This window comes from Rhizobium indigoferae (genome assembly GCF_034554815.1).
Classification (GTDB): Bacteria; Pseudomonadota; Alphaproteobacteria; order Rhizobiales; family Rhizobiaceae; genus Rhizobium; species Rhizobium leguminosarum.
In genome coordinates, this window is record NZ_CP140636.1 from 274628 (window position 1) to 300744 (window position 26117).

The window sequence follows — 26117 nt, forward strand, 5'->3', positions numbered from 1 at the left end:
TCAGGAATAACGCAATAGCTCATCGCCGGAATCGTATTTGGCGAGAGTCCGTTAAGGTTTTTGTTATCTAAGGTTGTTTGTATTTCAGTCATATGACGAGTAAAACGTTTTCGCTTAATCATTAAGGGCTGGACTAATCCCATAGGAGGCACCTGGCGTTGAGGGCGGAGATTTCCTTTGGAAAATCCCTGATCGGGATTTTGTTCGTAGGACTGGCAGCGGCAAGCTGCACGACGACATCGAAACCGGCGGCAACGGCGGCAAACACCAAGACGAAGCAGGGCCAAGCGACGAAAGTCACGTTCAATTATACCGCCAAGGATCGCGAATGCCTGCAGCGCGCGATGTATTTCGAATCGCAGCATTCGGACGAGGACGGTTACATGGCGGTCGGGACCGTTGTCATGAACCGGCTCACCTCCGGCGCCTATCCCCCGTCGATCTGCGGCGTTGTGGCCCAGAAAAGGCAGTTCGCGCCCGGCGTGATGACGCGCGAAGTAAAGCCGCAGGCGGAAACTGAGCTAGCTAGCGCGGCCGATGCCATCCTTATCAAGGGCGCACGCCATCCCGCGGTGAAGGACGCGATGTTCTTCCACACCGATGGGCTGAAATTCCCTTACGACAACATGCACTATGTGACGGTCGCGGGCGGCAACGCCTTCTACGAGAAGCGCGACGCCAACGGCACGCTTGAAACGCCGCCGCCGCTGCCCTCCTACGAAGTGGCGATGAACTATGTGCCCGGCGAAAGCATGCTGCCGCCGCAATTCGAGGCACTGATTCCCTCGGCGGTTCCCGTTCCTCTGCCGGCGCCGGACCCCATGGCGACGGCGAGCACGGGGCAGATGCGGATAACTGCGCCGGTGACCGCGCCGGAAACATTGCCGGTAACATCGGTCGAGCCCGAGCCGGGAATGCCCATTGCGATCCCTATTCCCCGCCCCGCCTATGACAGCGTGATGCTGCGTGAAAGCCTTCCGGCGAACGGCGGTTAAACCGCCCTTTCGGTTTAAGAGTTAGGTGGGAGCGCGCCTAGGCGCGCTCTTCCCAGACCTTTGCCAGTTCCACGATCGTTTTGACCGCCTTTTCCATGTCCTGGCGGCTCACCCATTCGAGCGGCGAGTGGAAGGCATGGCCGCCTGCGAAGATGTTCGGGCACGGCAGTCCCATGAAGGAAAGGCGCGAGCCATCCGTGCCGCCGCGAATGCTGCCGCGCACCGGCGTCATGCCGGCCCGGCGCACCGCCTCGATAGCGTTCTCGACGATCTCCGGGTGACGATCGAGCACCACCTTCATGTTGCGATACTGTTCCTTCACCTGGAAATGATAGGTCGAGCCGGGATAGGCAGATATCACGTCCTTGACGATGGCTTCGAGCATGATCTCCTTTTCCGTGAGCCCCTTTTCGGTGAAGTCACGGATGATGAAGCTCAGCGACGCCTTCTCCATCGAGCTTGTCACGCCGGTGGGATGGATGAAACCCTGCTGGCCTTCCGTGGTCTCGGGGGCAATATCCCTCGGCAGCCGGTCGATGATGGCGCCTGCGATCTTGACGGCGTTTTCCATGCGGTCCTTGGCGAAGCCAGGATGGATTGCCACACCTGAAATGCTGATCTCGACGCCGTCGGCCGAGAAAGTCTCGTCCTCGATATGGCCGGCCGTCTCGCCGTCCATTGTATAGGCGAAGTCGGCACCGAGTTTCTTCAGGTCGACCTTGTTGACGCCGCGCCCGACTTCCTCATCGGGCGTGAACAGGATCTTGATCGTCCCATGCCTGATATCAGGATTGTCGACGAGGATTTGGGCCGCGGTCATGATCTCAGCCAGTCCCGCCTTGTCGTCGGCGCCGAGCAATGTCGTTCCATCGGTCGTGACGATATCGTTGCCGATCTGGTTCTGCAGTTCAGGATGATCGCTGATGCGGATCACCCGGCCCGTGTCGCCGGCAAGCTTGATATCCCCGCCGGCATAATTCCCGACGATCTGCGGCTTGACATTCGTGCCGCTGAAATCGGGCGCCGTATCCATGTGCGAGCAGAAACAGATGACCGGCACCGTCTTGTCGCTATTGGCCGGAATGGTCGCGTAGACATAGCCGTGTTCATCGAGATGCGCGTCCGCAAGACCGATCTTCAGCAGTTCATCGACCAGAACCCGTCCGAGATCCTTCTGCTTGCCGGTGGTCGGCTGCGTCGACGAGGCAGGGTCGGATTGCGTATCGATAACGACATAACGGAGAAAGCGGTCGAGAACAGTGTCGGTCATAGCATCCATTCCAGCAGCAAGATCACGCAGAGGATATAGCCCTCATGGGCGATGCGACAAAAGATTTTTCCGCTCGCAGTTCGGGAGGGTTTCCCATTCAATCCATTTCATGCGCCGCCATCGGATGCCGGAATCGATACCACATGGGAAACCAGACCGCCGTCGCTAACTTGGTGCACGAGGAAGGACGGAGCGTCGATCACCGGAAGATCGGCCCGTCCTTCCAACAGAAGCGGATTGGGTGGGCAGAGGGAGCCGCAGGTCTGGACAGGGATCATTCCCAGCCGACCAAATGCAGGTCGGTGGACATGGCCGCAGAGAATCGCCAACGGCAGCCTATGCATCGTCTCTAGGGTGCTCAGAAGCGCACTGTCGTTCCGGCATCCGACCTGGTCCAGCGCCTCGATGCCGATCCTGAATGGCGGCTGATGCATGAACAGAAGGGCGGGCGTCGTCAGGTCGCCAAGCGCGCTCATCAGCCACGGCAGATGCGGCAGGACGTCACCGTAGCTCTGACCGGCGACGGTCACATCGACACCGAGGAGGGTCAGCCCATCGACGGCTGTCCGGAAATGCATCGGTCCCGTCGCATTGATCCATGTGCCGACGGCGGCAAGTTCGGAGCGCATCAATTGCACATCGTCACCGTTGCCCGGCAACAGGTGGACAGGGCAGTCCAGCGACTGCAGGCTTTCGGCGACCAGGCGATAGCCTTGCCGCCATCCGTCGTCCACCAGATCTCCCGTGAGAACAAGCGTATCCGGGCGGAACGTCTTCAGCCAGCCTATCGCCAGCTCCAGCGTCTGGAGCGACGAAAGGTCCGGCCCGGCATGGATATCGGATATCTGCGCAACGAGCATGTTATGCCTCCCCGCCCCCGCCGAAGAGAGTATGCCAAAACCGACAGCAACGGGCCACCGGCTCTGCTGTTCAATCGACGCGTTTTCCCTCGGCGTCGAACACATGCAGATACTGGGCCGGGAAGGCCACATTGACCTTCGGACCTGCCTTCAGCGCGTCGCGGTTCAGCGTGAAGATCTTGAACGGCAGCCCATGCAGGGCAAGGTGCAGGATGATGCCGAAGCCTGTCGGTTCGACGAGTTCCACGTCCGCGGCAAGCCCCGCCCCGCCGTCACTCATCAACACATGCTCCGGCCGGATGCCGAGCGTCACCTTTGAGCCGTCGACAAGCGGCAAAGGCTTTGCAAGCAGCACGATCGTGCCGTCCTTCAGCCTCACGCCGCCGGCATCATAGCTGGCCTCGAGGAAATTCATCCCCGGCGAGCCGATGAAGCCGGCAACGAAGAGATTTGCGGGGCGGTCATAGAGTTCCAGGGGACTGCCGACCTGCTGGACCACCCCACCATGCATGGCGACGATCCGGTCCGCCAGCGTCATTGCCTCGATCTGGTCGTGGGTCACGTAGATGGAGGTCGCCTTCAGGTCGCCATGCAGTTTCTTGATTTCGGCGCGCATCTGTTCGCGCAGGCGCGCATCTAGGTTCGAAAGCGGTTCGTCGAACAGGAAGGCCTTCGGCTGGCGCACGATGGCGCGGCCCATGGCGACGCGCTGTCGCTGGCCGCCGGAAAGTGCCTTCGGCCTTCGTTCGAGCAGTGGATCGAGGCCGAGCTTGGCGGCGGCCGCGGCGACCGCGCTTGCAATCTTCTCCTTCGCCACCTTCCGGAGCCTGAGGCTGTAGCTCATATTGCCTGCGACGTTCATATGCGGGTAAAGCGCATAGGACTGGAACACCATGGCGATATCGCGGTCCTTGGGATGCAGCTCGTTCACCCTGACCCCGGCGATGCGGATCTCACCTGATGTGACCTCCTCCAGCCCAGCGATCATGCGCAGCAGTGTGGACTTGCCGCAGCCGGACGGGCCAACGAGCACGACGAATTCGCCGTCATGGATTTCGAGGTCGACGCCGTGCAGCACCTGCACATGGCCATAGGCTTTGCGGATATTCTGGATATCGATCGATGCCATGTGTTTAACCCTTGACCGCGCCGGCCGTCAGGCCCTGAACGAGATAGCGCTGGATAAGCAGGAAGAAGAGGCCGGCCGGAATGAGCGCCATGACGCCCGCCGCCATCATCTGCCCGAAATCCACCGAGAATTTCGAAACGAAGGTGAGAAGGCCGACGGGGAAGGTCGCCGCGTCATTGCCGTTGATCAGCATCAGCGCGAAGAGCAACTCGCTCCAGGCGGCGGTGAAGACGAAGCCGAGGGTGGCGGCGATCCCCGGCAGCGTCAGCGGCAGGATGATCTGACGAAACGCTGTGAACTGCGTCGCCCCGTCGATCTTCGCCGCCTCTTCGAGATCCCTCGGGATGCCGTCGAAGAAGGACTGCATCAGGAAGGTGGCGAAAGGCACGTTGAAGGCGGTGTAGACGATGACGAGCCCGGTCAGGCTGTTGGTCAGATGCAAAGGCGACAGGATCTTGAAGATCGGCGCGACCAGCATGACCAGCGGAAACATCTGGGTCAGCAGCATCAGAGCGACGATCCAGTATTTTGCCCGGAAATTGAAACGCGACAGCGCGTAGCCGGACAGCGAGGCGCAGATCGTCACAGTCACTGCCGTCGACGCCGAGACGATCAGGCTGTTCTTGAAGAAGGTCGGAAAGGCGCTGTGGCGCAGCACGAAGGCATAGTGATCCCATGTCGTGCGCGACGGCCACATCCGCACGCCTTCGCTATAGAGCAGGTCGTTCGGCGTCACCGAGACCTTGAGCAGCCAGAACAGCGGAAAGAGTGCAAAGGCGATGTAGCAGAGGATCGCCGCACGGTGTGCAATGGTAGGAATGACGGATCGTCTCATGGCCTCAATCCTTGTTCAGCAGCGTCTGCCGGAGCAGGATGATCAGCATCGAATAGGCAAGCAGCAGCACGAGCAGCACCAGCGCGATCGCCGAGGCATAGCCGAAGTCGAGCCGCCTGAAGGCTGTCGTGAAGATGTAGCTGGCGACGATCTGCGTCCGGTCCGCCGGCCCGCCATTGGTCATGACGACGATGAGATCGGCGAAATTGGAAATCCACACGGTACGCAGCAGCACGGTGATGGCGATCGTTGGCGCCAGAAACGGCAGCGTGATCGAGCGGAAGCGCTGGAACCAACCGGCGCCGTCGATCGATGCCGCCTCATAGAGATCGCGCGGGATCGCCTGCAAGGCGGCAAGCAGCGTAATGGCGAAGAACGGAATGCCCCACCAGACATTGGCGACAATCGGCCCCCACATCGCATAATTGGGATCAGAAAGGATATTGCCCGGCTCATGCATCAGCCCGAGGGCGAAGAGCCAGTGCGGGATCGGCCCGATGACCGGGTTGAACAGCCAGGCCCAGTTGAGGCCGGCGAGAAAGGACGGCACGGCCCAAGGCAGGAAAACCAGCGCCTGCGCGATTGCCCTGCCCTTGAACGGCTTGTCAAGCAGCAGCGCCAGGATCAGCCCGAAGACGAACTGCAGGACAACGGAGGCGCCGGTCCACCAGAGCGTGTTCTTCAGCGCCCCGTAGAAGGCGGCATCGCCGGCAAGCTCGCGGAAATGATCGAGGCCGATGAAGCCGCCGGAAAACGGATTGAGCAGCTGGATATCGCGGAAGGCGTAGGAAATGCCGACCGTCAGGGGCACCAGCATCACCGCAATGATCAGGATCAGCGACGGCGCGCTGTAGAGATAGGGCTCCGAAGCATCGGCAACGCGACGCAGCCATGGCCTGCGGTCGCGACGCATGTCGAGCGTATCGGCGGAAATTGTCATCAGCCAGAAGTTCCCATTGGCGGCGTTCATGCGCCGTCTGTGTCATCAAAAAAGCGGCGGCGGCCCCGTCTCAAAAGGCCGCCGCCGTCAGTCCGTTGCTTATTTCTTGGCGAGGAACTTTTGCTGTGCCTTGGTGAGATATTCCGCCCACTGGTCGGCCAGATCCTTTGCCGAGATATCGCCGAGCAATGCCTGCTGCGAGGTCTTGATCGCCAGCGAATCCTTGAAGAAGGCGAATTCCTCGAGATAGGTCGGCATGACTGTTGGTACGGTGTTCGGGTCCGCCAGCTCCTCGAACCAGCCCTTGAACTGGTCACCGGCATAGAAGGGATCCTTCTCGGCCGCCGTATAGGCCGGCAGGGCGCCGATACGCTTGTTCCACTCGATATTGCCTTCCGGCCCTTCGAGGGTGGCGATCAGCTTCCAGGAGAGATCCTTGTTGCCGCTGGTCGTGAACATCGACCAGCCACCATAGCCGATTGTCGGGAAGGACTTGCCGTCGGGACCCTTCGGCAGCGGCATGACGCCGAAATCGTCCTTGTTCATGCGTTCGGCGATGGCGATCAGCGCATCCGGATCCTGGTCGAGGAAAGCGCAGGTGCCGGAATAAAAGCCGGCGACGACTTCGTTGAAGCCCCAGTTGACGCTGTCCTTCGGCGCATAGCCCTTCTTGTAGAGATCGACCATCCATTCGATGCCCTTGGCCCAGCCGGGGCTGTTCATCGTCGAGGTGCCGTCGTCGTTGAAGTATTTGTTCGAGCCGGCCATCGAGGCGGCAAAGATCATCCAGCCGTTGAGGCCGCCCGGTCCGCCGCGCATGCAGTAGCCGTATTTGCCGGACAGTTTGGAAACCTTTTCCGAAGCGGCGGTGAACTCTTCCATCGTCTTCGGCGGCGCGGCGACGCCGGCTTCGGCAAGCAGCTTCTTGTTGTAGAACATCGCCCTGAGATAGAAGCCGTAGGGCAGCATATAGGCGGTATTCTTGACGTCGCGGCCGAGTTCGAGCGCGCGCGGCGTCAGTTCCTTGGTGTGTTCCCACTTTTCAAGGTAGGGCTCTAAGCTCTCGAGCATGCCGTTATTGGCATAGAGCGACAGCCAGGTATCGGGCATTTCCATCACATCGGGTACGTCGCCGGCCGATACCATGGTCGCGAACTTCTGGAACGCTTCGTTCCAGGGCAGCGAGATGATGTCGACCTTGGTGCCGGGATTGGCGGCTTCGAACTTGCCGACGATCGATTTCAGCGTTTCGGTGCGCTCCGGGCTGGTGATGACTTCGACAAGCTTCAGCGTCGTATCGGCAAAGGCCGTGCCCGCCATCATCGAAGCAAAGAGCGTTGAGATTATTAGTTTTTTCATGGCTCAGTTCCCCCTTATTAGGTTTCTCTCGGGTTTCAGGATTGTGAGGCGGCGGCGAGCGCCTCCTCGATGTCTCTCCACAGAGCCTCGGTTCCTTCGAGGCCGACATGGAGACGTACGGATCGCGCATGGATGCCGAAGGCATGTGCGGAATTCGGCTGTGCCTTCTGCTGAAGCACCACCTCGCCCGGTACGATCAGGCTTTCATGTCCACCCCAGCTTACGCCCAGTTTGAAGAGCTTGAGGTGATCGGCGAAGGCGCGGATATCGACGCCGTCGCGGAATATGAAGGAAAACAGGCCCGAGGTGCCGTTGAGGCCGGCGGGCAGACGGTTGGCGAGCCCCGGATGGCAGACCGTCTCCACCACGTCGAGCTTCTGCAGGCGCCTGGCGATTTCAAGCGCCGATGCCTCGTGGGCTTTCATGCGCAGCGGCAGCGTGCGCAGGCCGCGGATCAGGAGCCAGGCGTCGAACGGCGAAAGCTTGCCGCCGAGATAGGGATAGGCTTCGGCTTTGACGCGCGCGATCATCACCTTCGAGCCGGCGATGACGCCGGCCACCACATCGCTGTGGCCACCGAGATATTTCGAGGCCGAATGGATGACGAGGTCGACGCCGAGCGTCAGCGGCCGCTGGAAGAACGGGCTTGCCCAGCTGTTGTCGATCATCGAGACGACGCCGTGTTGTCTGGCAAGCGCTGCGAGCGCACCGACATCATGCGCTTCCATCACCCAGCTCGTCGGGCTTTCCATGTAGAAGAGCTTGGCGCCGGGCAACGCCTGGGCAATCGCTTCCTCGTCGCGCCCGTCGACATAGGTCACCTCGATCTTCATCCGCTTCAGGATCGTGCCGAACAGACGGAAAGCATCGGGATAGACATGTTTGACGGCGACGATGCGGTCGCCCGGCTCGACGAAGCTCAGCACCGCCGACGAGATCGCCGCCATGCCGCTTGCAAAACCCAGTGCATCCTCGGCACCTTCGAGCTTGGCCAGCATTTCCTCGAAAGCGCGCACCGTCGGGTTCAGGCCGCGCGTATAGATCGGCCGCACCTTCTCGCCGCGATAGGAGGCGATCATGTCTTCGTAATCGGAAAAGGTGAAAAGCGAGGTCTGGAAAATCGGCGGCACGACGGCGTCTGCGAAGTTGCCTTCGTCATGAGCCGTGATGAGGGAAGCAAGATCGAACGGTTCTGCGCCGTTGCTCATTTGGACATTTCCTTGATGTCTTCCTCGACGATATCGAGAATTTTCAATGTTTCCGCGCGCGCCGCCTCGGGATCCCCGGCAGCGATCGCGTTGAAAAGGGTGCGGTGAAAGGGAAAGGACCGGCGCGCGAAATCCTGTCGGTCGAACGGATGCTCCCAGAAGCGCTCGAAGGTCTCGCGCATCTGCTCGAGAAGCTGGCGAAACAGCGGATTGTGGGTGGCATCGTAGACAGCGAGATGAAAGGCCAGATCCTCCGGCCCGGAGGTGCCTTTCTCGATATGCACCCGCTCCATCTCGTTCAACTTTTCCTCGATAACGACGAGATCCGTGTTCGTGCGCCGCCGCGCCGCAACCATGCCCGCTTCGCATTCGATGCCGCGGCGAACCTCCAGCGTCTGCAGCAGCACGTCGCGCAGATGAACCGTGTCGAACGACAGCGGCATGTGGATCGTCGCCCTGGAAACCGGCTTCAGCAGATAGGTGCCGCTGCCCTTGCGCGTCTCGATGACGCCGAGCGCCTGGAAGTGGCGGATCGCTTCGCGAATGGTCGAGCGGCCAACGGCAAGGGCTACCATCAGCTCGCGCTCGGCCGGCAGCCGGTCACCCGCCCTCAACCTGGCTTCCTCGACATAATCCGCCAGCGCATCAGTCACCTGACGCGCGCGGTCCATGGCCGGAAGCGGCCGGATCACCGGCCTGTCGCTGCTATTTGCCTTCATGGTTCCCTATTTTTCTTCTCAGGCAGCCGACCTTGGAATTGGTCTGACATCTTAGCATTTCTCAATGAGCGAAAGACGTCAAGTCGCCTTTATATCTCGGCCTGGCCGCTGCGAAACTCGACGAGGCGCGGATCGGAGTCGATCGTTACGTCGATCTCGGGATGCAGTTCCCGAAACTCCGGCAGGCGGGAAACGAGCCAGCACGCCGCGAAGGAAGGTTCCACGCTGATCGTCACCGCCGCCGTCGCCGGTCGGCTGCGGATTTCTTCCAGGCATTGGTCGATCCGGTCGAAGGATAACGTCAAGATCGCCAGCAACTTGTTGCCGGAAGCGGTCAGATGGACACCGCGATGGCGGCGCTCGAAGAGCGCCTCGCCCAGCAACGTCTCCAGCTCGCGGATCTGCCGGCTGACCGCCGCCTGCGAGATGAACAGCTCCTGCGCCGCCAGCGTGAAGCTTTCGAGACGGCCGGCGACCTCGAATGTGCGCAAAGCCGTCAATGGCAGGCGTCCGCGTTTCATCCATAACCTCAAGTCATTCGAGATCGACGATAAGCTCATTTGAAGGCGCCAGGCGAGAGGCGGCATATGATCGCAAAGGAGCGATATCGATGCGTAAGCGGATATTCGAGATCATATTGGCGGTTATCCGGCTGGTGACGTTTCAGCCGCCGAGTGCCGACGATTGACGACCCGTCCTTCTCCGTGATTTCCTGCGAAATCCACAACCGAGGTAGCAGATCAAGCTGTTTACTGCCGCGCGTCCAGATTTACTCATCAATCAGACAACCTGCGCTTGTAGTTCAGGAGCGAATGCCCTTCTGAGGGCGCGACGCAACCTGACTGCCGTCGCGCCCTCAGAAGAACAGGCAATAGAAGCAAGACTAAGCTTATGGAGCCCTCCTCGGTTGGTCTCAGAGTTCGATGCCACGGCCACGACTGACAGCCCGCTGGCGCCGTTCCGAGATGATCAGTTCGCTGCTTTCCATGCGCACCGTCCGCTGCAGGACCTTCAACCTGTCCTGCATCGCCTCGAAAGCATTGCGCTGCGCTGGTGGCACACGGTTGATGAGATCCTTTTCGCCGCGAATGATGGCATTGCGACCAAAGCGCTCGTCGAGTGCCCGGCTGACGGCGGCGAACTCCCGGCGAATGCTGGGATCGAGAGGGGCAGCGGAAGCCGTCAGCTTGCGGTCGTTGTTCTTCGCCTCGGCAGTCAGTCGCAGGAGCACGTCTTCCGCCGCCGTCGACAGAGCAGGAATGGCAACCGCCATGCGCCGTCGCTCTTCGGCAATAGCCTGGCGTTCGGCATCGAGCACATTGACGTAGGCCGAACCGAGCGATCGCAAACGGGCGGCGGCTTCAGGCACGGCCTGCACCGCCTGTTTCCGCTCCCGTCCGGCGGCCAGCATCCGGTCCATCAGGCGATCGGAACCGCGCAATGCGCCGTAGGCGGCCGGATCGTTGGTCACCGCGGCCGCGATGCGCTCGCCAGCAAAACCTTTCTGAAGCAGATCTTCGATCTTGCCGACGGCGCCGACCGGATCGCGCCAGATCGCGATTGCCACCGCCGCCAGCGCGGCGCGCTGGTGGCGATACAGTGGTGTGGCCAGAGCACGAGACCTCGCCTCCTCGTCGATCGGGGTCTTGAACTCGGTGACGGCGGCAAGCATGGGCAGCACGGCGGCATTCTCCTTGTCTGTCTCCATCCCCTGATCGGCACTGGCGCCGGCAACACTCTTCGAACGATCCCGTCGCTCGGCGAGATGCTGCTCGTCGGCAAAGCGCTTCACGGCCTCGAACAGCCGGGTCAGCTTCTCGCCTCTGATACTGGCGAGGTCCTCCGGCATACGCTCGACCATGTTGCGTTCGCCAACCGCGTCGGCCTTCGAGGTAAACGCGCTCCAGCCGAAGCGGGCGGTCAGCGCCTCGCTGACCGCCTTGACCTCCTGGACGATCGTGCGGTCTTCGGTGGCAAGCGCAAAGGCGGCCTTGTAGGCGTCGTCACCACCTTGCCTGCGCACCGCCTCGATCTCGGTAAGACGTGCCATCGCCTTTTCGGAGAGCGCCGGGATCGACAATGCCATTTGGGCGCGGCGTTGCTGCTCGTGGCTTTCGAAGCGTTCGGCATTCCGGCGGAACTGGGTGGCATGGGCGCGGACGAGCGGCAGCAAGTCCGTCAAGGCAGTGATCGCGGCATTTCGTTCGTCGCGTGCCGCACGACCATCGACGATCAGGTCGGAACCCCGCAGGCGGCCGAGCCGCTCGGGTGCTTTGGCAAGATCATCGGCAAGCCTGCGCGGATCGACGCTTGTATCCGATGAAAGCGCGTTCAGGGCGACAAGAGCTGCATCCGGGTCACGATAGATCGTCTCCAGCAGCGGCCGGAGGATGGCTTCCCGTTCCTTCCAGGCAGGTGACGAAAGTTGTGCCAGCCGCGCATCTTCCTCGGCACTCCTGGCAGAGCCCGTGGTGGGTGGGATCAGATATCGGCCGCGAGCAACATCCGGCTCCAAGGCGGTTTGGGGTTCAGCCCGTTCCTCGTTGTAGGCGATGCGCCGTTCCCGCTCGATCGTGAAGCCCAGCGCCACGCTTGCCCGCTCCCACAGCTTCGCCAGCTGCTCGCGCCTCTCGGCAATCCCGGCCCACCGCCGGGAAAGGCTTTCCTCTATCCCGGCTGCAGCTTGAGAGAGGCTGTCGATCCCTCGACGGCGGGCAAAATCTTGGGCATGGGCGCGATAACCGGCCTCGCTTTCAAAATCGAGCGTCGTCGTCTTGGCGCCGGAACGCGACAGGCGCTCTACCAGCTGCTTGAACACATCCGGTCGATGGCTTTCCCGCTCGACACGTTGCTGACGTTCTGCGGCGGTTTCGATCCGCTTGGCGGTCCAGACGTTGCGGTCGACCTCTCTTTCCTCGAACCGCTTCTGGCCGGTTTGCTCGTCGACGATCGCAACCTTGATCGTCACCCGCTCGACGCCGTCCTTGCGCAGCGTGACGGTATCGCCTTCTGAGACGCCACCGTCCTCGAGCGCCTTCGGCAGGCTGACGCCCCATAGACGATGGAGGGTGCCGTCATCCGTCCTGACATCGGCATAGGGACTGTCGTCGGCATCCTCGTCATTCGGCCGGAACTTGGCTTGTCCTGTTTCCACGAGCGCGCCGGTGACGCCGGCGGCATGATCGACACGTGGTTTCCTGCCCCATTCCGGCTTTGCTTCAAACTCGTCCTTCGCCGCATAGAGGTCGACGCGGTCTCTGTGTCTCGTCATCGACACATAGGTCAGGTGCTGGTCCATCATGCCGGTGGCGAGCACGAAGCTTCGCTCGACCGTGGCGCCTTGAGACTTGTGAATGGTCGCGGCGTAGCCATGATCGACATTGCGATAGCTGCTCTCGCTGATGACGACATCGCGGCCACTGTCGAGACGGACCGAAAGCAAGGTATCGCCACGTTTGTCGCCGGTGGAAACGACCGTGCCGAGCATGCCGTTCTTCACATGTTGCGGGCCGAGACGACTTGCGCGCGGTTCAACGAAGCGGGCATTCTCCAGGAAGATGATGCGGTCACCGATAGCGAAGTCCCGCGCACCACGTTCGGTCCGGAAGGCACGGTTCTCACTGAGCGCACCCTCGCCTGTCATCACCGATCGCAGCGCCTCGTTCAGACGCTTTACGTCCTCGTTGGTGTGGGCGAGCACCAGAAGCTCGTCACCGCGAAGACGACCGTCATTGCCGGCCGTGGTTGAGTTCCGGATCGCCTGTCGGCGTGCCTCCGTCCAGTCGCCAACAATCCGCGCGATGACGTCGTCCCGTGTCCCTGCCTCGATCAGGTGGCCATGTCGGGCATAAGCGTCGAGGCCTTGTTCGACCTCGCCGCGCGCAAAAAGTCGTGACGCCTCGCGCGCCCATGGCTGGCGCTGGCGGCGCACGCCGGCAAGTTCGGCAAAACCGATGCGTTCAGTGATCGCCCGGAACGCCGCCCCCGCCTGGATCGGCTGCAGCTGCATCGCGTCACCAACCAGCACGACCTTCACCTCGGCTTGCTCGGCGATGTCAAGCAGGCGGGCCATCTGCTGCGACGACACCATGCCGGCCTCGTCGATGACGAGCACATTGCCACGTTCGAGCAGTTCGCGTCCGCTGGCCCAGGCGAGTTCCCAGGCGGCGAGTGTCCGCGACCTGATGCCGGAACTGTCTTCCAGCCCTTCGGCGGCTTTCCCGGCAAGGGCAGCACCTATCACCCGGCGGCCACCACTTTCCCAGGCGACGCGGGCGGCGGCAAGCAAGGTCGATTTGCCGGCGCCGGCAAGGCCGACCACAGCGGCGATAGCATTGTCCCGGGTGATATGGTGGATGGCGTCGACCTGTTCCGGATCGAGCCGGAAGGAGTTTTCCGGATCCTGCGTTTCGACCTGCCTGATCGCCGCCGCAACCACCCGATCGGAAACGGCAAAGCCGCGGCGCTTCGCCAAAACCCGCGCCGACCGCCCCATGTCATATTCGATGCGCAGCATCTCCCGCGTGGTGAAGACGGCAGGTTCGCTCACCTTTCCCGTTTCGGCATCGATCTGCTGCGGCTTCAGCATGATGAGATCGTCCGACGCCATCAGTCGCGCGCGGATATTGGCGAAGTCCGCGGGATCGTCGACAGTGCGATGCAGCGCCTTGGCGATATCGCGCTCATCGAAGGTGGAGCGTTCATTGCTCAACTGCTTCAGCAGGAGCGCAGGATCGGCAAGCAGCCGGTCGGCCATCTTCTGGCGTCTGGCAAGGTCGGCCGGAGCAAAATACATCTCCGCGTCCCTGCGGGAGAGTGCTGCCTTCTCCGGTCCGAGGTGCTTCTGCGCGATGCCATCAAGGCCCTGTTCGGCATAGGAGCGGCCGTCGAGCCGGATCTCGTGACCGGCAAGCGCCAGGTGCCGGCTGGCCGTCTCCGCCCAGGCGATCTTCCACGCCTGCAAGGTTTCCTTGTCGCAACCCCAGAGTTTGTAGACGACCTTGCCATTCGGGCGATCCGGCGTGACGACCCGCAGCGGCTTTCCGTCCTCGCCACGGACAGGAACCTTCTTTGGCCCGAACCCCTCCTCCGCCAGCGGCCTGAGCGTCGTCATCAGATGGATATGCGGGTTGCCGTCCTTGTCGTGATAGACCCAATCGGCGACCATCCCTTTCGCAGTCAAATTGTCGAGCACGAACTCGCGCACCAGCGCGATGTTCTCAGCCCGCGTCAGCTCTTCCGGCAACGCGATGATCAACTCGCGCGCCAGCTGCGCGTCGGCGCGTTTCTCGAAAGCATCGACGGCATTCCACAGCGCTTCGCTCGCCTTGGCGACGGATTGACCAGAAATCGCCGACCGCAGCCAGGCCGGTATTTGGTCCGGAAGAGCCAGCTCCTCATGCACCAGTTCGGAAGCTCCGCCGCGATAGCTGAACGATGTGCCGGCCTGTTCGTCCATCATCCGGGCGCGATGGCGATAGGCGGCGGCCGAGACGACGCTGCGTCCCGCGCCCCTGCCGATCACCTGTGCTCTGACGAACATGATCGCCACTGTCGTCTCCACCTCACCCGAGCACGTCGCGACAGCGACGTATATTGCGCCCTCAAACCAATCGGAACGCAGGGCCGATGCCGCTTTTGCCGCTGCAGGTTAACGTATTTTACTACTTTATTCTAGTTAGTATGTTGGCTGGCATCGCTCATCGAAAACAAAAGGAACAGTAGGATGGTGAGGTCTTCCATGGTCAGGGTGAAGGCTTCTCGCGCCATCTAAGCTGGGGCAACCGAAACGGTCGAACGCGGGAAAGCGGGCGCGTCAGATTGCAGCGTCGACCGCTGATCGGGCCGCACGACTACCCAGTCGAAAACATTGGGTCGAGCAGATCATCACCCAGGATCATAGTCGATCGCTACGCATGAGCGGACTACGTCTGGTAAAAAGATACTGATGGTTTTGCGTGGGTCTAGCCGGAAGGCTAACTGTACCGGCAGTCGAGCACACCACGGTCTGGAGGGGAAGCGCCAGGAGTGGGGACGCTGCTTATGGCAGCTTGTCATCAACTGCTCCTCGGCCATAAACGACACGGGCGGCATCAACCGGAATTCCGGTTTGCTGCCGGATGCCCTTTGTTGACTTCGACGACGACGCCAGTGTCCGCGGTCAGCGTGGTGATTCAGTCGCCGCAGTTGACGCAATATCATGCGTATCGAAATCGATCTCGAGACCGTCCAGCAGATTGATGCTGAAGAAGCGCCTGATCTCTTTCTCGCCGGCTGGATGATCGTGAAGCTCTTGCGAAGCGGTTTCAGAGACGACGAGCCGAAGCAGCAATCTTGGTATAGGGCATCAGGCTTAGATCGGTTGTCATAATGTGACATCCTTCGTTGATGGCGGAGATCGGCCACTCCGTTGCAGAGAGGGTCAAGGACCGCGGACGCGGCTCGCAAGCGGGAGAACCCATTTTTCTAAGAAGCGCAGTTGCGGAAAATGCGGGAGCCCGGGCCGTCCTTGACGCCGGATTTGCTGGAGTAGAATAGGACGCCAGAGAGAGAAGAGACCCGCGTCCCTGAAGGGGACGCGACCCTATCCGGCGCGAGGTAGCGGGAGTGTCGAGGGGTGGAAACCCCTGACAGCCTGGCGGCCGGTCGATCTGGCCGGTCAGGCTCATGGACACGGCGATAAGCCTCCGTCAGAACGGAGGCTCGACGTCGATGCGGCCATCCTGTTCGGCCTCGATGATTTCCCGCTCGGCCAGTGCCAGTTCGAGTTCGCTCTCGATCTGCCGGCGCTCGACAGGATCGGCATTCCCGAGTTCGGCGCGCAGCAGCTCGATGACTTCGTCGATGCAAATGGTCATTGTCGTCTCCTTGACGTTGTGAAAGACGAGCGTCCCGGTCATGGCGGGATGGAGGGGTCAAGGATCGCGTCAGCGACCGGCGGAGCCGGCGAGTGGGGGAGCCGATTTGGTCGGAGTGGAGGGAACCGCAGCGGAGGCAAAATTGGGGGAACCACGAAGTGCTTGAGGCCTTTATGCCGCCATGGCACCCTCGGATCGACTGAGCAGTCTTTCCTTCTCCGTATGGCACCAGAATAGCCGTCAATGGGCTCGACGCCCTTGACGGCTCGAACAACAACAAGGCTCGCGGCAGAGACACGCTCGGAGCCGGCCCCGCTTTCGGGGCCGGCCTGTAGGCCTCAGGCGGGGCTGTTCCAGAGGATAACCTTCCGGTTCGGCTCGCCGCCGGGGGCTTGTGCGAGATTGCCGAAGATTACGCCGATCTCCGGAGCCTCCAGCTTGACCGAGAGGTATTCCTCGCCGGTCAGGCGAGCGATGCGGTTCCAGCCCGCGCCGATCTCGAAGCCGGTCTTACGGTGGATGATGCGGTAGTCGGGTGCTTCATCGTTCGCCTTGCGGGCGTTCGGGACGATGGCGATCGGGGCGTTGACCCGGATGGTGGCGAAGATGCCTTCAAGGCTGCCGTCACTCTTCTGCGTCAGGGTTGCTATCGTGGTGGCCATGGTATTGTCTCCTTCGGTTGCTCGGGACCATTCCCGATGGCGCCCGAAGAAGGGGCCGAGCCGTAGGCGTCACCGGAGCGCCAGCGCAGGGGAACCCCTTGCGGGTTGACGCTGATGGCGGCCGGTCCCTTAGAAAGGCGGCATGGTGAACGGGAATAGTCCTGAACAGCGACCGTAAACGGAGACAGCAATCCATGGCTATCCGATTGCCGCCTCGTGCGGAAGCCCTGCCCCGGATGTCTACACGAGCTGGATGGGTCTTCCTTCCGCGTATGTGCGTCGGGCAGCAAGCCATCTCGCGCGCGACAGCCTCCTGTGATCGGTAAGATCGGTTCTCTCATCGCCATCGTCGGCAAGAGCTCTTCACCGGGTGTTGAAGAAACCGTCGGGCGGTAGCGTGCATCAAGAACATGAATCGATCCGCCACGACCGATTCAGGAAACTCGTTGGACGGCCAATTGGTGAGCGCGCATGATCCGATCATGGATACAACGACTGACATTATGCTGTTCTATCGGATCGATCCGCCCCGAAATGTGGCGCGTTTCTATCGTCTGTCGATCTAGCCGACGTTGCTCGGAGGCAGCTCTCTCGTGCGCAATTGGGGCCAGATCGGTACCGAAGGCCGGCCGATGGTGGAACTGTACGATACGCCCGAAGAGGCTGACACTGCCTTTGAGCGCGTGATCGGCCGCAAGCTACGTCGGAGCTATCGGTACGACGGTGCGCCATGCTGCGCCCAGGAGATCGTCACGCCGAAAGGTGCGAAGACTGCTTCAGCAGGTTTCGTAGCTACGGCGACGGCGACGCGGGCGGAATGGAGCCCTGTCCGGACGATATGCTCCCAGCGGGCCTGGAAATTCCTGAGAGTAAACCAGGGCAGCCCCAGTGCCTCGGCGAACCTTAAGGCTGCGTCGGCAGGGCCGACTAAAGTGCACTTATTCCGACGCGAACCTAGGGTCGTACAATGTGAAACCTGCGGCTGGACGGTGCAGGATCTTTCGCCTATCGATTGCTCATGAAGTCATCGCTCGATCATATGCCGCTTCGCAAGCAGCGAGAAATAGGCCGGGTTCTCGAAATCCTCCACGAGGAGTTCGAGGATGGGCTGAAGGAAGGCACGGCCGATTTCAAGAAGCGCGGCAGGATCTTGAAGATCATCCTCTTCGGCTCCTACGCCAAGGGTGGATGGGTCGATGAACCTTTTACCATGAAAGGTTATCGGTCGGATTTCGATCTCTTGATCATCGTCAACAACCGCAAGCTCTGCGAGTTCGCCGAATATTGGCACAAGGCGGCAGAACGGCTGATCCACGAAGCCTCGATCGAAACGCCGGTGAGCTTCATCGTCCACTCCAGGCGGGAGGTGAACACCTATCTCAAGGAAGGGCAGTATTTCTTCTCCGACATCCGCAAGGAAGGTATCGTTCTCTACGAACTGGACGATGAATCGCTTCCCGAGCCTGAACCGCTTTCGCCGGGCGATCGGTTTCGGTTAGCGAGAGACCACTTTGAACATCGGTTCAGGAGTGCCTCGAAGCTCCACAAGGTATCGATGTTCTGTCTGAGTGAGAAGGACTACAACGAAGCCGCGTTCATTATGCATCAATCGCTCGAACAAGCCTATTCCTGCGTCCTGCTAACCCTAACAAACTACGGCCCGCCTTCTCACAACATCAAATTCCTACGCTCCCTTGCCGAAGAACAGGATCGGCGATTGGCCGAAGCTTTTCCTCGCGATCAGCATCGTGAGCGCGCCTGGTTCAACACACTGAACGAGGCCTATGTGAAGGCGCGCTACTCCAAACATTACGAGATCAGTGAGGAGGCTCTTGGCTGGCTTGCAGAGAAAACCGCTTTGCTGCTTGAGCTGGTCAAGACGGCGTGCGCCGAGCATCTGGAGACACTTGAGCGGATCAGTGGCAACGATGTCGAAACGTGAGTCGGCACTACGATTTCCCACGCTCGCCTTGGAGCCGGCTTTTCCCCTTCGGAGCCCTATCAGGGCTGAATAGTGGCGCGCACCGTGACCAAGCGAGGATTCCAGTAAGCCTGGTTGAATTCATCCAACATGGCTGGTGTTTGGATCTTTGAAACGGTCGGAAGACCAGCCGAAGCCGGACAGGCAACGGGGCTAAGCTTATCACAGACCGGCGCAAGGTTATTGGAGTAGCACAAGTCTCCGACCGGCTTTAACCGCCCACCGGTTCCAGATCGACTAGTGCCTTGATCGGCAGGTGATCGGAGGCGATGCGCGCAAGCGGCGTATCATGCGCTTCCACCTGCGAGATAATCCCCTTGCGGTTGGCGATGATCCGGTCGAGCGCCAGAAGCGGCAGGCCGGCGGGGAAACTCGGGACAGCGGGCGGCAGCGGTCCGAAGGCGGATTGGAAGGTATTGAGCGAAGACCGGTCGCCGAGCCGCCATTCGTTGAGGTCGCCGAGCAGGATGGTCGGCATCTCGTGCCTGTCGTTGATGAGTTCGACCAGGGTGCGAGCCTGCTGGGCTCTGCTATGGCGCAGCAATCCGAAATGCGCGGCGATGATGCGCAGCACGCCGCCCTGCTCGAGCTCGATCTCGGCAACCAGCGCGCCGCGCGGCTCCAGTCCCGGCAGCTTGACCTGATGCACGTCATGCACCAGCCCCTTCTTGAAGAGCACGACGTTGCCGTGCCAGCCATGCGCCTTCGCCATGCCGGCCACCGGCACCGGGATCAGCCCCGTCTCCCGCTCCAGCCGGCCGAGATCGAGAATGCCGGTGCGTTCGCCGAAGCGCGTATCGGCCTCCTGCAGCGCGATCACGTCGGCGCCGATTTCATGGATCACCCGGCTGGTGCGCTCCGGATCGAAGCGGCGGTCGGTGCCGATGCACTTATGCACGTTGTAGGAGGCGATGAGCGTTCCAGCACTGCGCGGCCTTGCCTCGGTATAGGCTGCATCGAGCCGCTTTTTCCTGCTCCTGATCGAGGCGAGAATGCTGGCGGGAAGGCTGTCTTTTCTGGCGTGCATCGGCAGGCGCACTTGTTCCGTTGATCGAAAGGCTTCTCTCCGCAGTATAGGCAGGCAAGCCGGACTTGCCACGTCCGATCACAAAAAATCCTTCAGAGATAGGGCGACCCTAGCCATAGCACCTTCTCGAGCAGCCGCACCGCGAAGGGTCGCGCCTGCAGCCCGTCAAGTGTCACCGGCGTTGCCGTTTTCAAGGTTTCCTCGATGTGCTCGTCGATCTCGGTGGCGAAGCCCTCGTTCAGCACTTCGAGATCGACCTCAAAATTCAGCCGCAGCGAACGCGGGTCGAGATTGGAAGAGCCGACATAGGCCCAGGTGCCGTCGATCGTCAGCAGCTTCGAATGGCTGAAGCTGCCGGTGGAACGCCAGATGCGGCAATAATTCTTGAGGATCTGATCGAATTGCCCCGTCATCGCCCGGTCGACCAGCACGAGGTTGTTGACCGCAGGCACGACGATATCGACTTCGACCCCGCGCCGCGCCGCCGTCACCAGCGCGCTGATGAGTTCGCGGTCCGGCAGGAAATAGGGCGACATGATGCGGATCGATTGGCGCGCCACGGAAAAGGCGCCCATCAGCATCTTGTGGTTGGTCTCGACGCTGCGGTCCGGGCCGGAGGCGACGACACGCATCAGGATGGGATCACCGGGGCTGCGCTCTGGGGGTTCGATGCGCCAGGGCTCGTCGTTCAACAACTCCTGCGTCGAGAAGCGCCAGTCTTCGGCGGCGAGGTCGAAAAGGTCGGCCACGACAGGGCCGGTGACGCTGAAATGCGTGTCGTGGGCAAAGCTCTCGCCTGTTGCCTCCTCGCTGAAGCCCGCCCTGATGTTCATTCCGCCCGTCAGCGCAATTTTCCCGTCGACGATCAGGATCTTGCGGTGGGTGCGCAGATTGGCATAGGGCAGCCGCAAGCCCATGATGACGTTGCCGTTGAAGACGGCAACGGTGACGCCGCCTTCCCTGAGATGGCCGAGAATGCTCGGCACCGAATAACGCGCACCGACCGCGTCGATCAGCACCCGGACCTCGACACCGCGGCTGACCGCCGCAATCAGCGCATCGGCGATGCGAAGGCCGACAGCGTCACGGTCGAAAATATAGGTTTCGAGCAGAATGCTGCGTGTCGCCTCGTCGATATTTGATTTCATCGCCGCATAGGCCTCGTCGCCGGTCTCCAGCACATCGATCGAATTGCCTGTCGTCAGCGGATTGCGCGTCACCCGGTCGCCCAGCGTCTGCAGTGCGGCAAAACGGCGGCCGAACTGGCTGATCACCGTCTCGGCCTCGGCATCGAATGTCTCCAGTTCGTCGAATTCGGCCGCAAGCAGCAGCGCGTCGCGACGGACGCTCAGCGATTTGCGGCGGATGCGGTTGATGCCGGCAATTGCATAGAGCAGCGCACCGATAATCGGAGACAGAATGATGACGCCGACCCAGCCGATCGCCGCGCGCACTTCCTCCTTGGTCATGGCGGCATGGATCGCCGCCGCGGCCCCCATGGCGATCGAAACGACAAAGAGGATATGCGGCCAGTAGGTCGACAGAAGATAGAACATCGCTGGCGAATATAGCCGCGAAATGGCGACGTTCAATCACGCCGCCGCTCTCCCATGACGCGAAATTTCTTACCGTGATCATTTTGCCGGCCCGGGATCGATCGCGAAAAGTTCAGAAAGGGGGGCCTGCGATTTCGAAAGCGCGCTGCCCATTCCCGAATGGGAACAATGCCGGCACAGATCGATTGATCCCGAGGAGATGAGGATCGCCATCATGAACATAGCCGCAAGTGTCGGCCCTGCCTTGGCGCTCGAAGTCGCGGATGCCGCAAGCATTGCCGAACTCCGGCATCAGGCGGAAGGCTGCACCCGTTGTGATCTCTATAGGAATGCCACGCAAATCGTCTTCGGCGAAGGTTCTGTGAAAGCCGAGATCGTCTTCATCGGAGAGCAGCCGGGCGATCAGGAGGATCTGACCGGCAGGCCCTTCGTCGGTCCCGCCGGCCAACTGCTCGATCGCTGCCTGGAAGAGGCCGGTCTCGACCGGCAGCGCTGCTATGTCACCAATGCCGTCAAGCACTTCAAGTTCACGCCGCGCGGCAAACGGCGGCTGCATTCAAAACCGAATGCCGGCGAGATCATGCGTTGCGCCTGGTGGCTCGGCGCCGAACTCAACATCCTGCAGCCGAAACTTATCGTGACGCTCGGCGCAAGCGCACTTTATGCGGTGCTCGGGCCAAAGGTGAAGCTGACGCCGCAGCGCGGCCATATCCTGCATCCGACAAACCGTCCACCCGTTCTGGTCACCATCCACCCCTCCTATCTCTTGCGCATCCGCGACGAGGCGGAGCGGCGCCGGCAGCGCCGGGATTTCGTGTCAGATCTGCACAGGGCGGGGGAGTTTCGGCCCCAATGAAAGGTCGATTCTCAACCCTAATATGCTGCAACGCGAAATATTCGCGGGCGCAGCGCGATTTCGCTTGAAAGAGTTCCCCTCCTCTGGAACCATCTAAAGCAGTATCGCGTTCGAACGACGGCATCATGTGACTGGAGATCAGCGATGACAGAAACTCGGGAAGAGTGGATCAAAAAACGTGCATACGCCCTCTGGGAAGAAGAGGGCTATCCGACAGGGCGAGATTCCATCCATTGGGAACAGGCACGACACGAGCGCGACAGGCTCGAAGGTTCTGCTGCGTCTTCCGACGGCAAGGAAGTCAAGCCCAAGGCGAAGCGCAGCGTGACGGGCAGCAAGACGAACGGCGTCGTGACACCGGCACCGAAACGGACTGCGAGCCGCAAGACGGCGTCCTGAACACCGAAATACCGAGCACGTCGAGAAAAAGGGCGTCGTCGCGACGCCCTTTGGGGCCCGTTTGTCATATGCCTGAATTAGTTGTGCTTTATGCAATTTCAGAGGTGGGGCTTCCATGCGGGGGTGAACAGAGGCCGGATGACGCTGCAAGCTTTGAGGCTTCCGAAAAAAGTTGAACCTTCGCCCGATAACCGGGAACAAGAAGTTACGATGACAGTTTATGGCGGGACGGGGAAGTTGCCATGAACGACGGTCAAACCGAAATCCTCTTTTTAGCCAGCAACCGCGCTTCGACTGCGATCGTGTGAGGGATGGAGATGTCGCTCCTCGTCATCGCCGCGCTGCTCTACCTCGGTCTCGCGCTCGGGTTCATCCTTGTCGTCGATAACCTAGTCGGACTGGTTTTCCGCGATCCGCGCGCGCCGGTGCAGTTGGTCTCCGTCTATATCGGCCGAGCCTTCGCCGCATCGCAAAAACTCTATCGAAAATAACAGCCCGCAGGCGCCATCCGTAGACGGCTAAAAGTGTTGGACGCCCTGGCGCATCGAGCATTGCGCGTGCGAAAGGACGCACAAAGCTCTGGGTTAAGGATATTTCGACCGCGCCCTTTCCCTCCTATCGGAAGCCTCTATGTTGAGGGTTTGGAAGGGCTGAATCCCGAGGTGGCCAACACTCCAGCGCAGCGGACGACAAGGAAGCGATTTTGAATGGGAAGCGTCGGGAACGGCTGGCCGAGAGGCGGCGGCGAAATCGGCGAATTGTTACGGCATCCGGCTTTCCACGCCGTCGGTCTCGGTCCGGTCGAAAGCTGGCCCGCTTCTCTCAAAAATATCGCCGAAATGGTGTTGAATTCCCGCCAGCCCAAATTCGTCGCCTGGGGTCCGGATCTCGCCTTTCTCTACAATGACGCCTACGTGCCTGTTTTCCCGCAGCGCCATCCCGACGCACTCGGAAGACCTTTCCGCGAGGTCTGGGCGGATATTTGGGAACAGTTCTCGCCGATCGTCGCCAGCACGCTCGACGGCAGTTCGCAGCTGTTCAAAGAGCTGCTCATCCCGATGCGCCGCGACGGCCGCACCGAGGACACCTGGTTCACCTTCTCATACACGCCGCTGCGCGACGATGACGGCACAATCGCCGGCATCCTCTGTGCGGCCCTTGATGTCACCGACCAGGTGTCGGCCAAGCGCGGCGAAGAGACGGCGCTGGAAGAGCTGCGCGTGAAATCGGAGGCGCTTGCGGTCGTCAACCGGGCGGGAGCCGCCATCACCGCCGAGCCCAGTGTCGAACGCCTTACCCAGATTGTCGTCGATGCCGGCGTGACGCTGACCGGCGCGGAATTCGGCGCCTTCTTCTACAATGTCGACGATGGCGAGGGCGGCAGCTATATGCTCTATGCGCTCTCCGGTGTCGATCGGAAGAACTTCGAGAAATTCCCGATGCCGCGCAATACCAAGGTCTTCGCGCCAACCTTCGAGGGCGAAGGCATCGTGCGCTCCGACGACATCCTGCTCGACCCGCGCTACGGGCAGAATGCGCCACATACAGGCATGCCCAAGGGGCATCTGCCGGTCAGGAGCTATCTTGCCGTGCCGGTGAAATCACGCGACGGCAGCGTCATCGGCGGCTTGTTCTTCGGCCACGGCCAGCCCGGCCGTTTTTCCCAAGCGACCGAGTCGAGCCTCGTCAGTCTCGCCGGCCAATCAGCCGTCGCGATCGACAATATCCGGCTCTTCCGTGCTGCCAAAGTCGAAATCGACCAGCGCCGCGGCATGGAAGATCAGCTGCGAAAACTCAATGAAATGCTCGAAGTCCGCGTCGCGGCCGAGATTGCCGAGCGTCAGCAGGCCGAAGCAGCACTCCAGCAATCGCAGAAGATGGAATCGATCGGCAAGCTTACCGGCGGCGTCGCCCATGATTTCAACAATCTGCTGCAAGTGATCTCAGGCAACCTGCAGCTTCTCGGCAAGGACGTGGCAGAGAGCGGCCGGGCCAAGGAACGCATTTCCAACGCGCTTGCCGCCGTCGAACGCGGCTCGCGGCTGGCAAGCCAACTGCTCGCCTTCGGCCGTCGCCAACCGTTGGAACCGAAGGTCGTCAATATCGGCCGTCTCGTCACCGGCATGGACGACATGCTGCGCCGCGCGCTCGGCGAGGAGATCGAAGTTGAGACCATGGTTTCCGGCGGTCTCTGGAACAGCTTTGCCGATCCCACCCAGATCGAGAACGCCCTGCTCAACCTTGCGATCAACTCCCGCGACGCGATGGATGGCGCCGGCAAGCTGACGATCGAGGTCGGCAACGCCTTCCTCGACGATTCCTACAGCCGCACCCATCCCGAAGTCACCGCCGGCCAATATGTCGTGCTGGCGGTCACCGATACCGGTTCCGGCATGATGCAGGAGGTAATAGAACAGGCATTCGAGCCCTTCTTCTCGACCAAGCCGGAAGGCAAGGGTACCGGTCTTGGCCTGTCGATGGTCTATGGCTTCGTCAAGCAGTCCGGCGGCCACGTGAAGATCTACAGCGAGATCGGCGAAGGCACGACCGTCAAGCTCTATCTGCCCCGCTCGTTCCAGAGCGAAGATCGCATCACCAACATCGACAGTGTGCCGGCAACCGGGGGCACGGAAACAATCCTCGTCGCCGAGGATGACGAGGGTGTGCGCACGACTGTCATCGAGATGCTGACGGATCTCGGCTACCACGTGCTGAAAGCCAAGGATGCGCAAAGCGCGCTCACCGTTATCGAAAGCGGCGCCCATATCGACCTGCTCTTTACCGATGTCGTCATGCCCGGCCCATTGAGAAGCCCGGAACTTGCGCGCATGGCGCGCGAGCGCCTGCCTGATATCGCCGTGCTCTACACATCGGGCTATACCGAAAATTCGATCGTCCATGGCGGCAGGCTCGATCCTGGTCTGGAACTGCTCTCCAAGCCCTATACGCGCGAGGAGCTCGCCCGCAAGATCCGCCACGTGCTTGCCAGCCGGACGCAACGCCGCCAGGGGGTGAGCGATGCCGCAGCGCCCGTTCCCAAACATCCCGATATCACCGATGAAAAGTTGAAGCTGCTGCTTGTGGAAGACGACGCCTTCATCCGCATGGATACTGCCGAGATTCTCCAGGATCTCGGTTATGACGTCATCGAGGCTGATAGCGGCGAACGGGGCGTGGAAATCCTCGGACAGACCGTCATCGACATCATCGTCGCCGATGTCAGCCTGCCCGGCATGTCGGGTCCGGTCTTTGCCGCCAAGGCGCGCGAGGCCTTTCCGTCGGTCGGCCTGGTCTTTGCCACCGGCCACAGCAGCCTGCCGGATGCAAGCCGCCTGTCCGGCTCTGTGCTGCTGTCAAAACCGTTCAGCAGCACCGCGCTCGAACGGGCGGTGAAGACCGCCGTTCAGCAACGGCCTGTTGGCTAGAGCAATTCAGCAAAAGTGCGCAGCGGTGTTGCGTCCGGA

21 protein-coding genes and 1 pseudogene are annotated in these 26117 nt (G+C 61.1%); 8 read left to right on the top strand and 14 right to left on the bottom strand.

Annotation, left to right across the window (positions count from 1 at the left end; genetic code table 11):
* Positions 1–158 precede the first annotated feature (158 nt).
* A complete protein-coding gene (locus tag U5G49_RS25120) occupies positions 159–995 on the top strand; it encodes a cell wall hydrolase (RefSeq protein WP_113543521.1) in 837 nt (278 codons plus the stop codon).
* 37 nt (positions 996–1032) lie between these two features.
* Here U5G49_RS25120 and pepT read toward each other — a convergent pair whose 3' ends face one another.
* The 10 genes and pseudogenes from pepT to traA form a co-directional block, all read right to left on the bottom strand.
* Positions 1033–2265 carry a peptidase T gene (gene pepT, locus U5G49_RS25125; RefSeq protein WP_193446876.1) on the bottom strand — a complete coding sequence of 411 codons (1233 nt, stop codon included), beginning with the start codon at positions 2263–2265 and terminating at the stop codon, positions 1033–1035.
* 107 nt (positions 2266–2372) lie between these two features.
* Entirely contained in the window at positions 2373–3125 is a 753-nt protein-coding gene (locus tag U5G49_RS25130) for a metallophosphoesterase (RefSeq protein ID WP_193446875.1), read from the bottom strand.
* Positions 3126–3195: 70 nt separating this feature from the next.
* Positions 3196–4254 carry an ABC transporter ATP-binding protein gene (locus U5G49_RS25135; protein ID WP_193446874.1) on the bottom strand — a complete coding sequence of 353 codons (1059 nt, stop codon included), beginning with the start codon at positions 4252–4254 and terminating at the stop codon, positions 3196–3198.
* 4 nt (positions 4255–4258) lie between these two features.
* Positions 4259–5089, bottom strand: a complete 831-nt coding sequence (locus U5G49_RS25140; RefSeq protein ID WP_113544467.1) for a carbohydrate ABC transporter permease — start codon at positions 5087–5089, stop codon at positions 4259–4261.
* A 4-nt stretch (positions 5090–5093) separates the two neighbouring features.
* The gene (locus U5G49_RS25145; protein WP_193446873.1) at positions 5094–6029 is read right to left on the bottom strand and encodes a carbohydrate ABC transporter permease; all 936 of its coding nucleotides are present in this window, start codon (positions 6027–6029) and stop codon (positions 5094–5096) included.
* A 99-nt stretch (positions 6030–6128) separates the two neighbouring features.
* Positions 6129–7388 carry an ABC transporter substrate-binding protein gene (locus U5G49_RS25150; protein WP_193446872.1) on the bottom strand — a complete coding sequence of 420 codons (1260 nt, stop codon included), beginning with the start codon at positions 7386–7388 and terminating at the stop codon, positions 6129–6131.
* A 35-nt stretch (positions 7389–7423) separates the two neighbouring features.
* Complete coding sequence (locus U5G49_RS25155; RefSeq protein WP_193446871.1) at positions 7424–8596, bottom strand: PLP-dependent transferase; 1173 nt, start codon at positions 8594–8596, stop codon at positions 7424–7426.
* Positions 8593–9315 (bottom strand): FadR/GntR family transcriptional regulator, encoded by a 723-nt coding sequence (locus U5G49_RS25160; protein WP_193446870.1) that lies wholly within the window; start codon positions 9313–9315, stop codon positions 8593–8595. The genes U5G49_RS25155 and U5G49_RS25160 overlap by 4 nt, the downstream gene beginning before the upstream one ends.
* A 92-nt stretch (positions 9316–9407) precedes the next feature.
* Positions 9408–9836, bottom strand: a pseudogene (locus tag U5G49_RS25165) (LysR family transcriptional regulator); the annotation flags it as partial.
* 392 nt (positions 9837–10228) lie between these two features.
* Positions 10229–14866 carry a Ti-type conjugative transfer relaxase TraA gene (gene traA, locus U5G49_RS25170; RefSeq protein WP_322790943.1) on the bottom strand — a complete coding sequence of 1546 codons (4638 nt, stop codon included), beginning with the start codon at positions 14864–14866 and terminating at the stop codon, positions 10229–10231.
* A gap of 648 nt (positions 14867–15514) precedes the next feature.
* Here traA and U5G49_RS25175 point away from each other — a divergent pair.
* A complete protein-coding gene (locus U5G49_RS25175) occupies positions 15515–15685 on the top strand; it encodes a hypothetical protein (protein ID WP_193446655.1) in 171 nt (56 codons plus the stop codon).
* Between the two features lie 319 nt (positions 15686–16004).
* Here U5G49_RS25175 and U5G49_RS25180 read toward each other — a convergent pair whose 3' ends face one another.
* On the bottom strand, positions 16005–16172 hold the full coding sequence (locus tag U5G49_RS25180; RefSeq protein ID WP_164903098.1) for a hypothetical protein: 168 nt from the start codon (positions 16170–16172) through the stop codon (positions 16005–16007).
* A 338-nt stretch (positions 16173–16510) separates the two neighbouring features.
* Positions 16511–16834 carry a DUF736 domain-containing protein gene (locus tag U5G49_RS25185; protein WP_322790939.1) on the bottom strand — a complete coding sequence of 108 codons (324 nt, stop codon included), beginning with the start codon at positions 16832–16834 and terminating at the stop codon, positions 16511–16513.
* A 593-nt stretch (positions 16835–17427) separates the two neighbouring features.
* Here U5G49_RS25185 and U5G49_RS25190 point away from each other — a divergent pair.
* Together U5G49_RS25190 and U5G49_RS25195 are read left to right on the top strand one after the other, a co-directional pair.
* The gene (locus tag U5G49_RS25190) at positions 17428–17856 is read left to right on the top strand and encodes a WGR domain-containing protein (RefSeq protein ID WP_326522710.1); all 429 of its coding nucleotides are present in this window, start codon (positions 17428–17430) and stop codon (positions 17854–17856) included.
* Positions 17853–18776, top strand: a complete 924-nt coding sequence (locus tag U5G49_RS25195; RefSeq protein ID WP_193446654.1) for a nucleotidyltransferase and HEPN domain-containing protein — start codon at positions 17853–17855, stop codon at positions 18774–18776. The genes U5G49_RS25190 and U5G49_RS25195 overlap by 4 nt, the downstream gene beginning before the upstream one ends.
* A gap of 250 nt (positions 18777–19026) precedes the next feature.
* On the opposite strand, the gene U5G49_RS25200 is transcribed toward U5G49_RS25195, so the two are convergent.
* Entirely contained in the window at positions 19027–19842 is an 816-nt protein-coding gene (locus tag U5G49_RS25200) for an endonuclease/exonuclease/phosphatase family protein (RefSeq protein WP_026231006.1), read from the bottom strand.
* 92 nt (positions 19843–19934) lie between these two features.
* Complete coding sequence (locus U5G49_RS25205) at positions 19935–21398, bottom strand: phospholipase D-like domain-containing protein (protein ID WP_193446656.1); 1464 nt, start codon at positions 21396–21398, stop codon at positions 19935–19937.
* Positions 21399–21612: 214 nt separating this feature from the next.
* Here U5G49_RS25205 and U5G49_RS25210 point away from each other — a divergent pair, with 214 nt between their 5' ends.
* From U5G49_RS25210 to U5G49_RS25225, 4 genes are all read left to right on the top strand, one after another.
* Positions 21613–22254: a UdgX family uracil-DNA binding protein gene (locus U5G49_RS25210; protein WP_193446653.1), complete on the top strand. Its 642-nt coding sequence runs from the start codon at positions 21613–21615 to the stop codon at positions 22252–22254.
* Between the two features lie 144 nt (positions 22255–22398).
* On the top strand, positions 22399–22653 hold the full coding sequence (locus tag U5G49_RS25215) for a DUF2934 domain-containing protein (RefSeq protein ID WP_193446652.1): 255 nt from the start codon (positions 22399–22401) through the stop codon (positions 22651–22653).
* Positions 22654–22970: 317 nt separating this feature from the next.
* Positions 22971–23144 carry a hypothetical protein gene (locus tag U5G49_RS25220; protein ID WP_003548963.1) on the top strand — a complete coding sequence of 58 codons (174 nt, stop codon included), beginning with the start codon at positions 22971–22973 and terminating at the stop codon, positions 23142–23144.
* Between the two features lie 216 nt (positions 23145–23360).
* On the top strand, positions 23361–26078 hold the full coding sequence (locus tag U5G49_RS25225; RefSeq protein ID WP_193446651.1) for a hybrid sensor histidine kinase/response regulator: 2718 nt from the start codon (positions 23361–23363) through the stop codon (positions 26076–26078).
* Positions 26079–26117 lie beyond the last annotated feature (39 nt).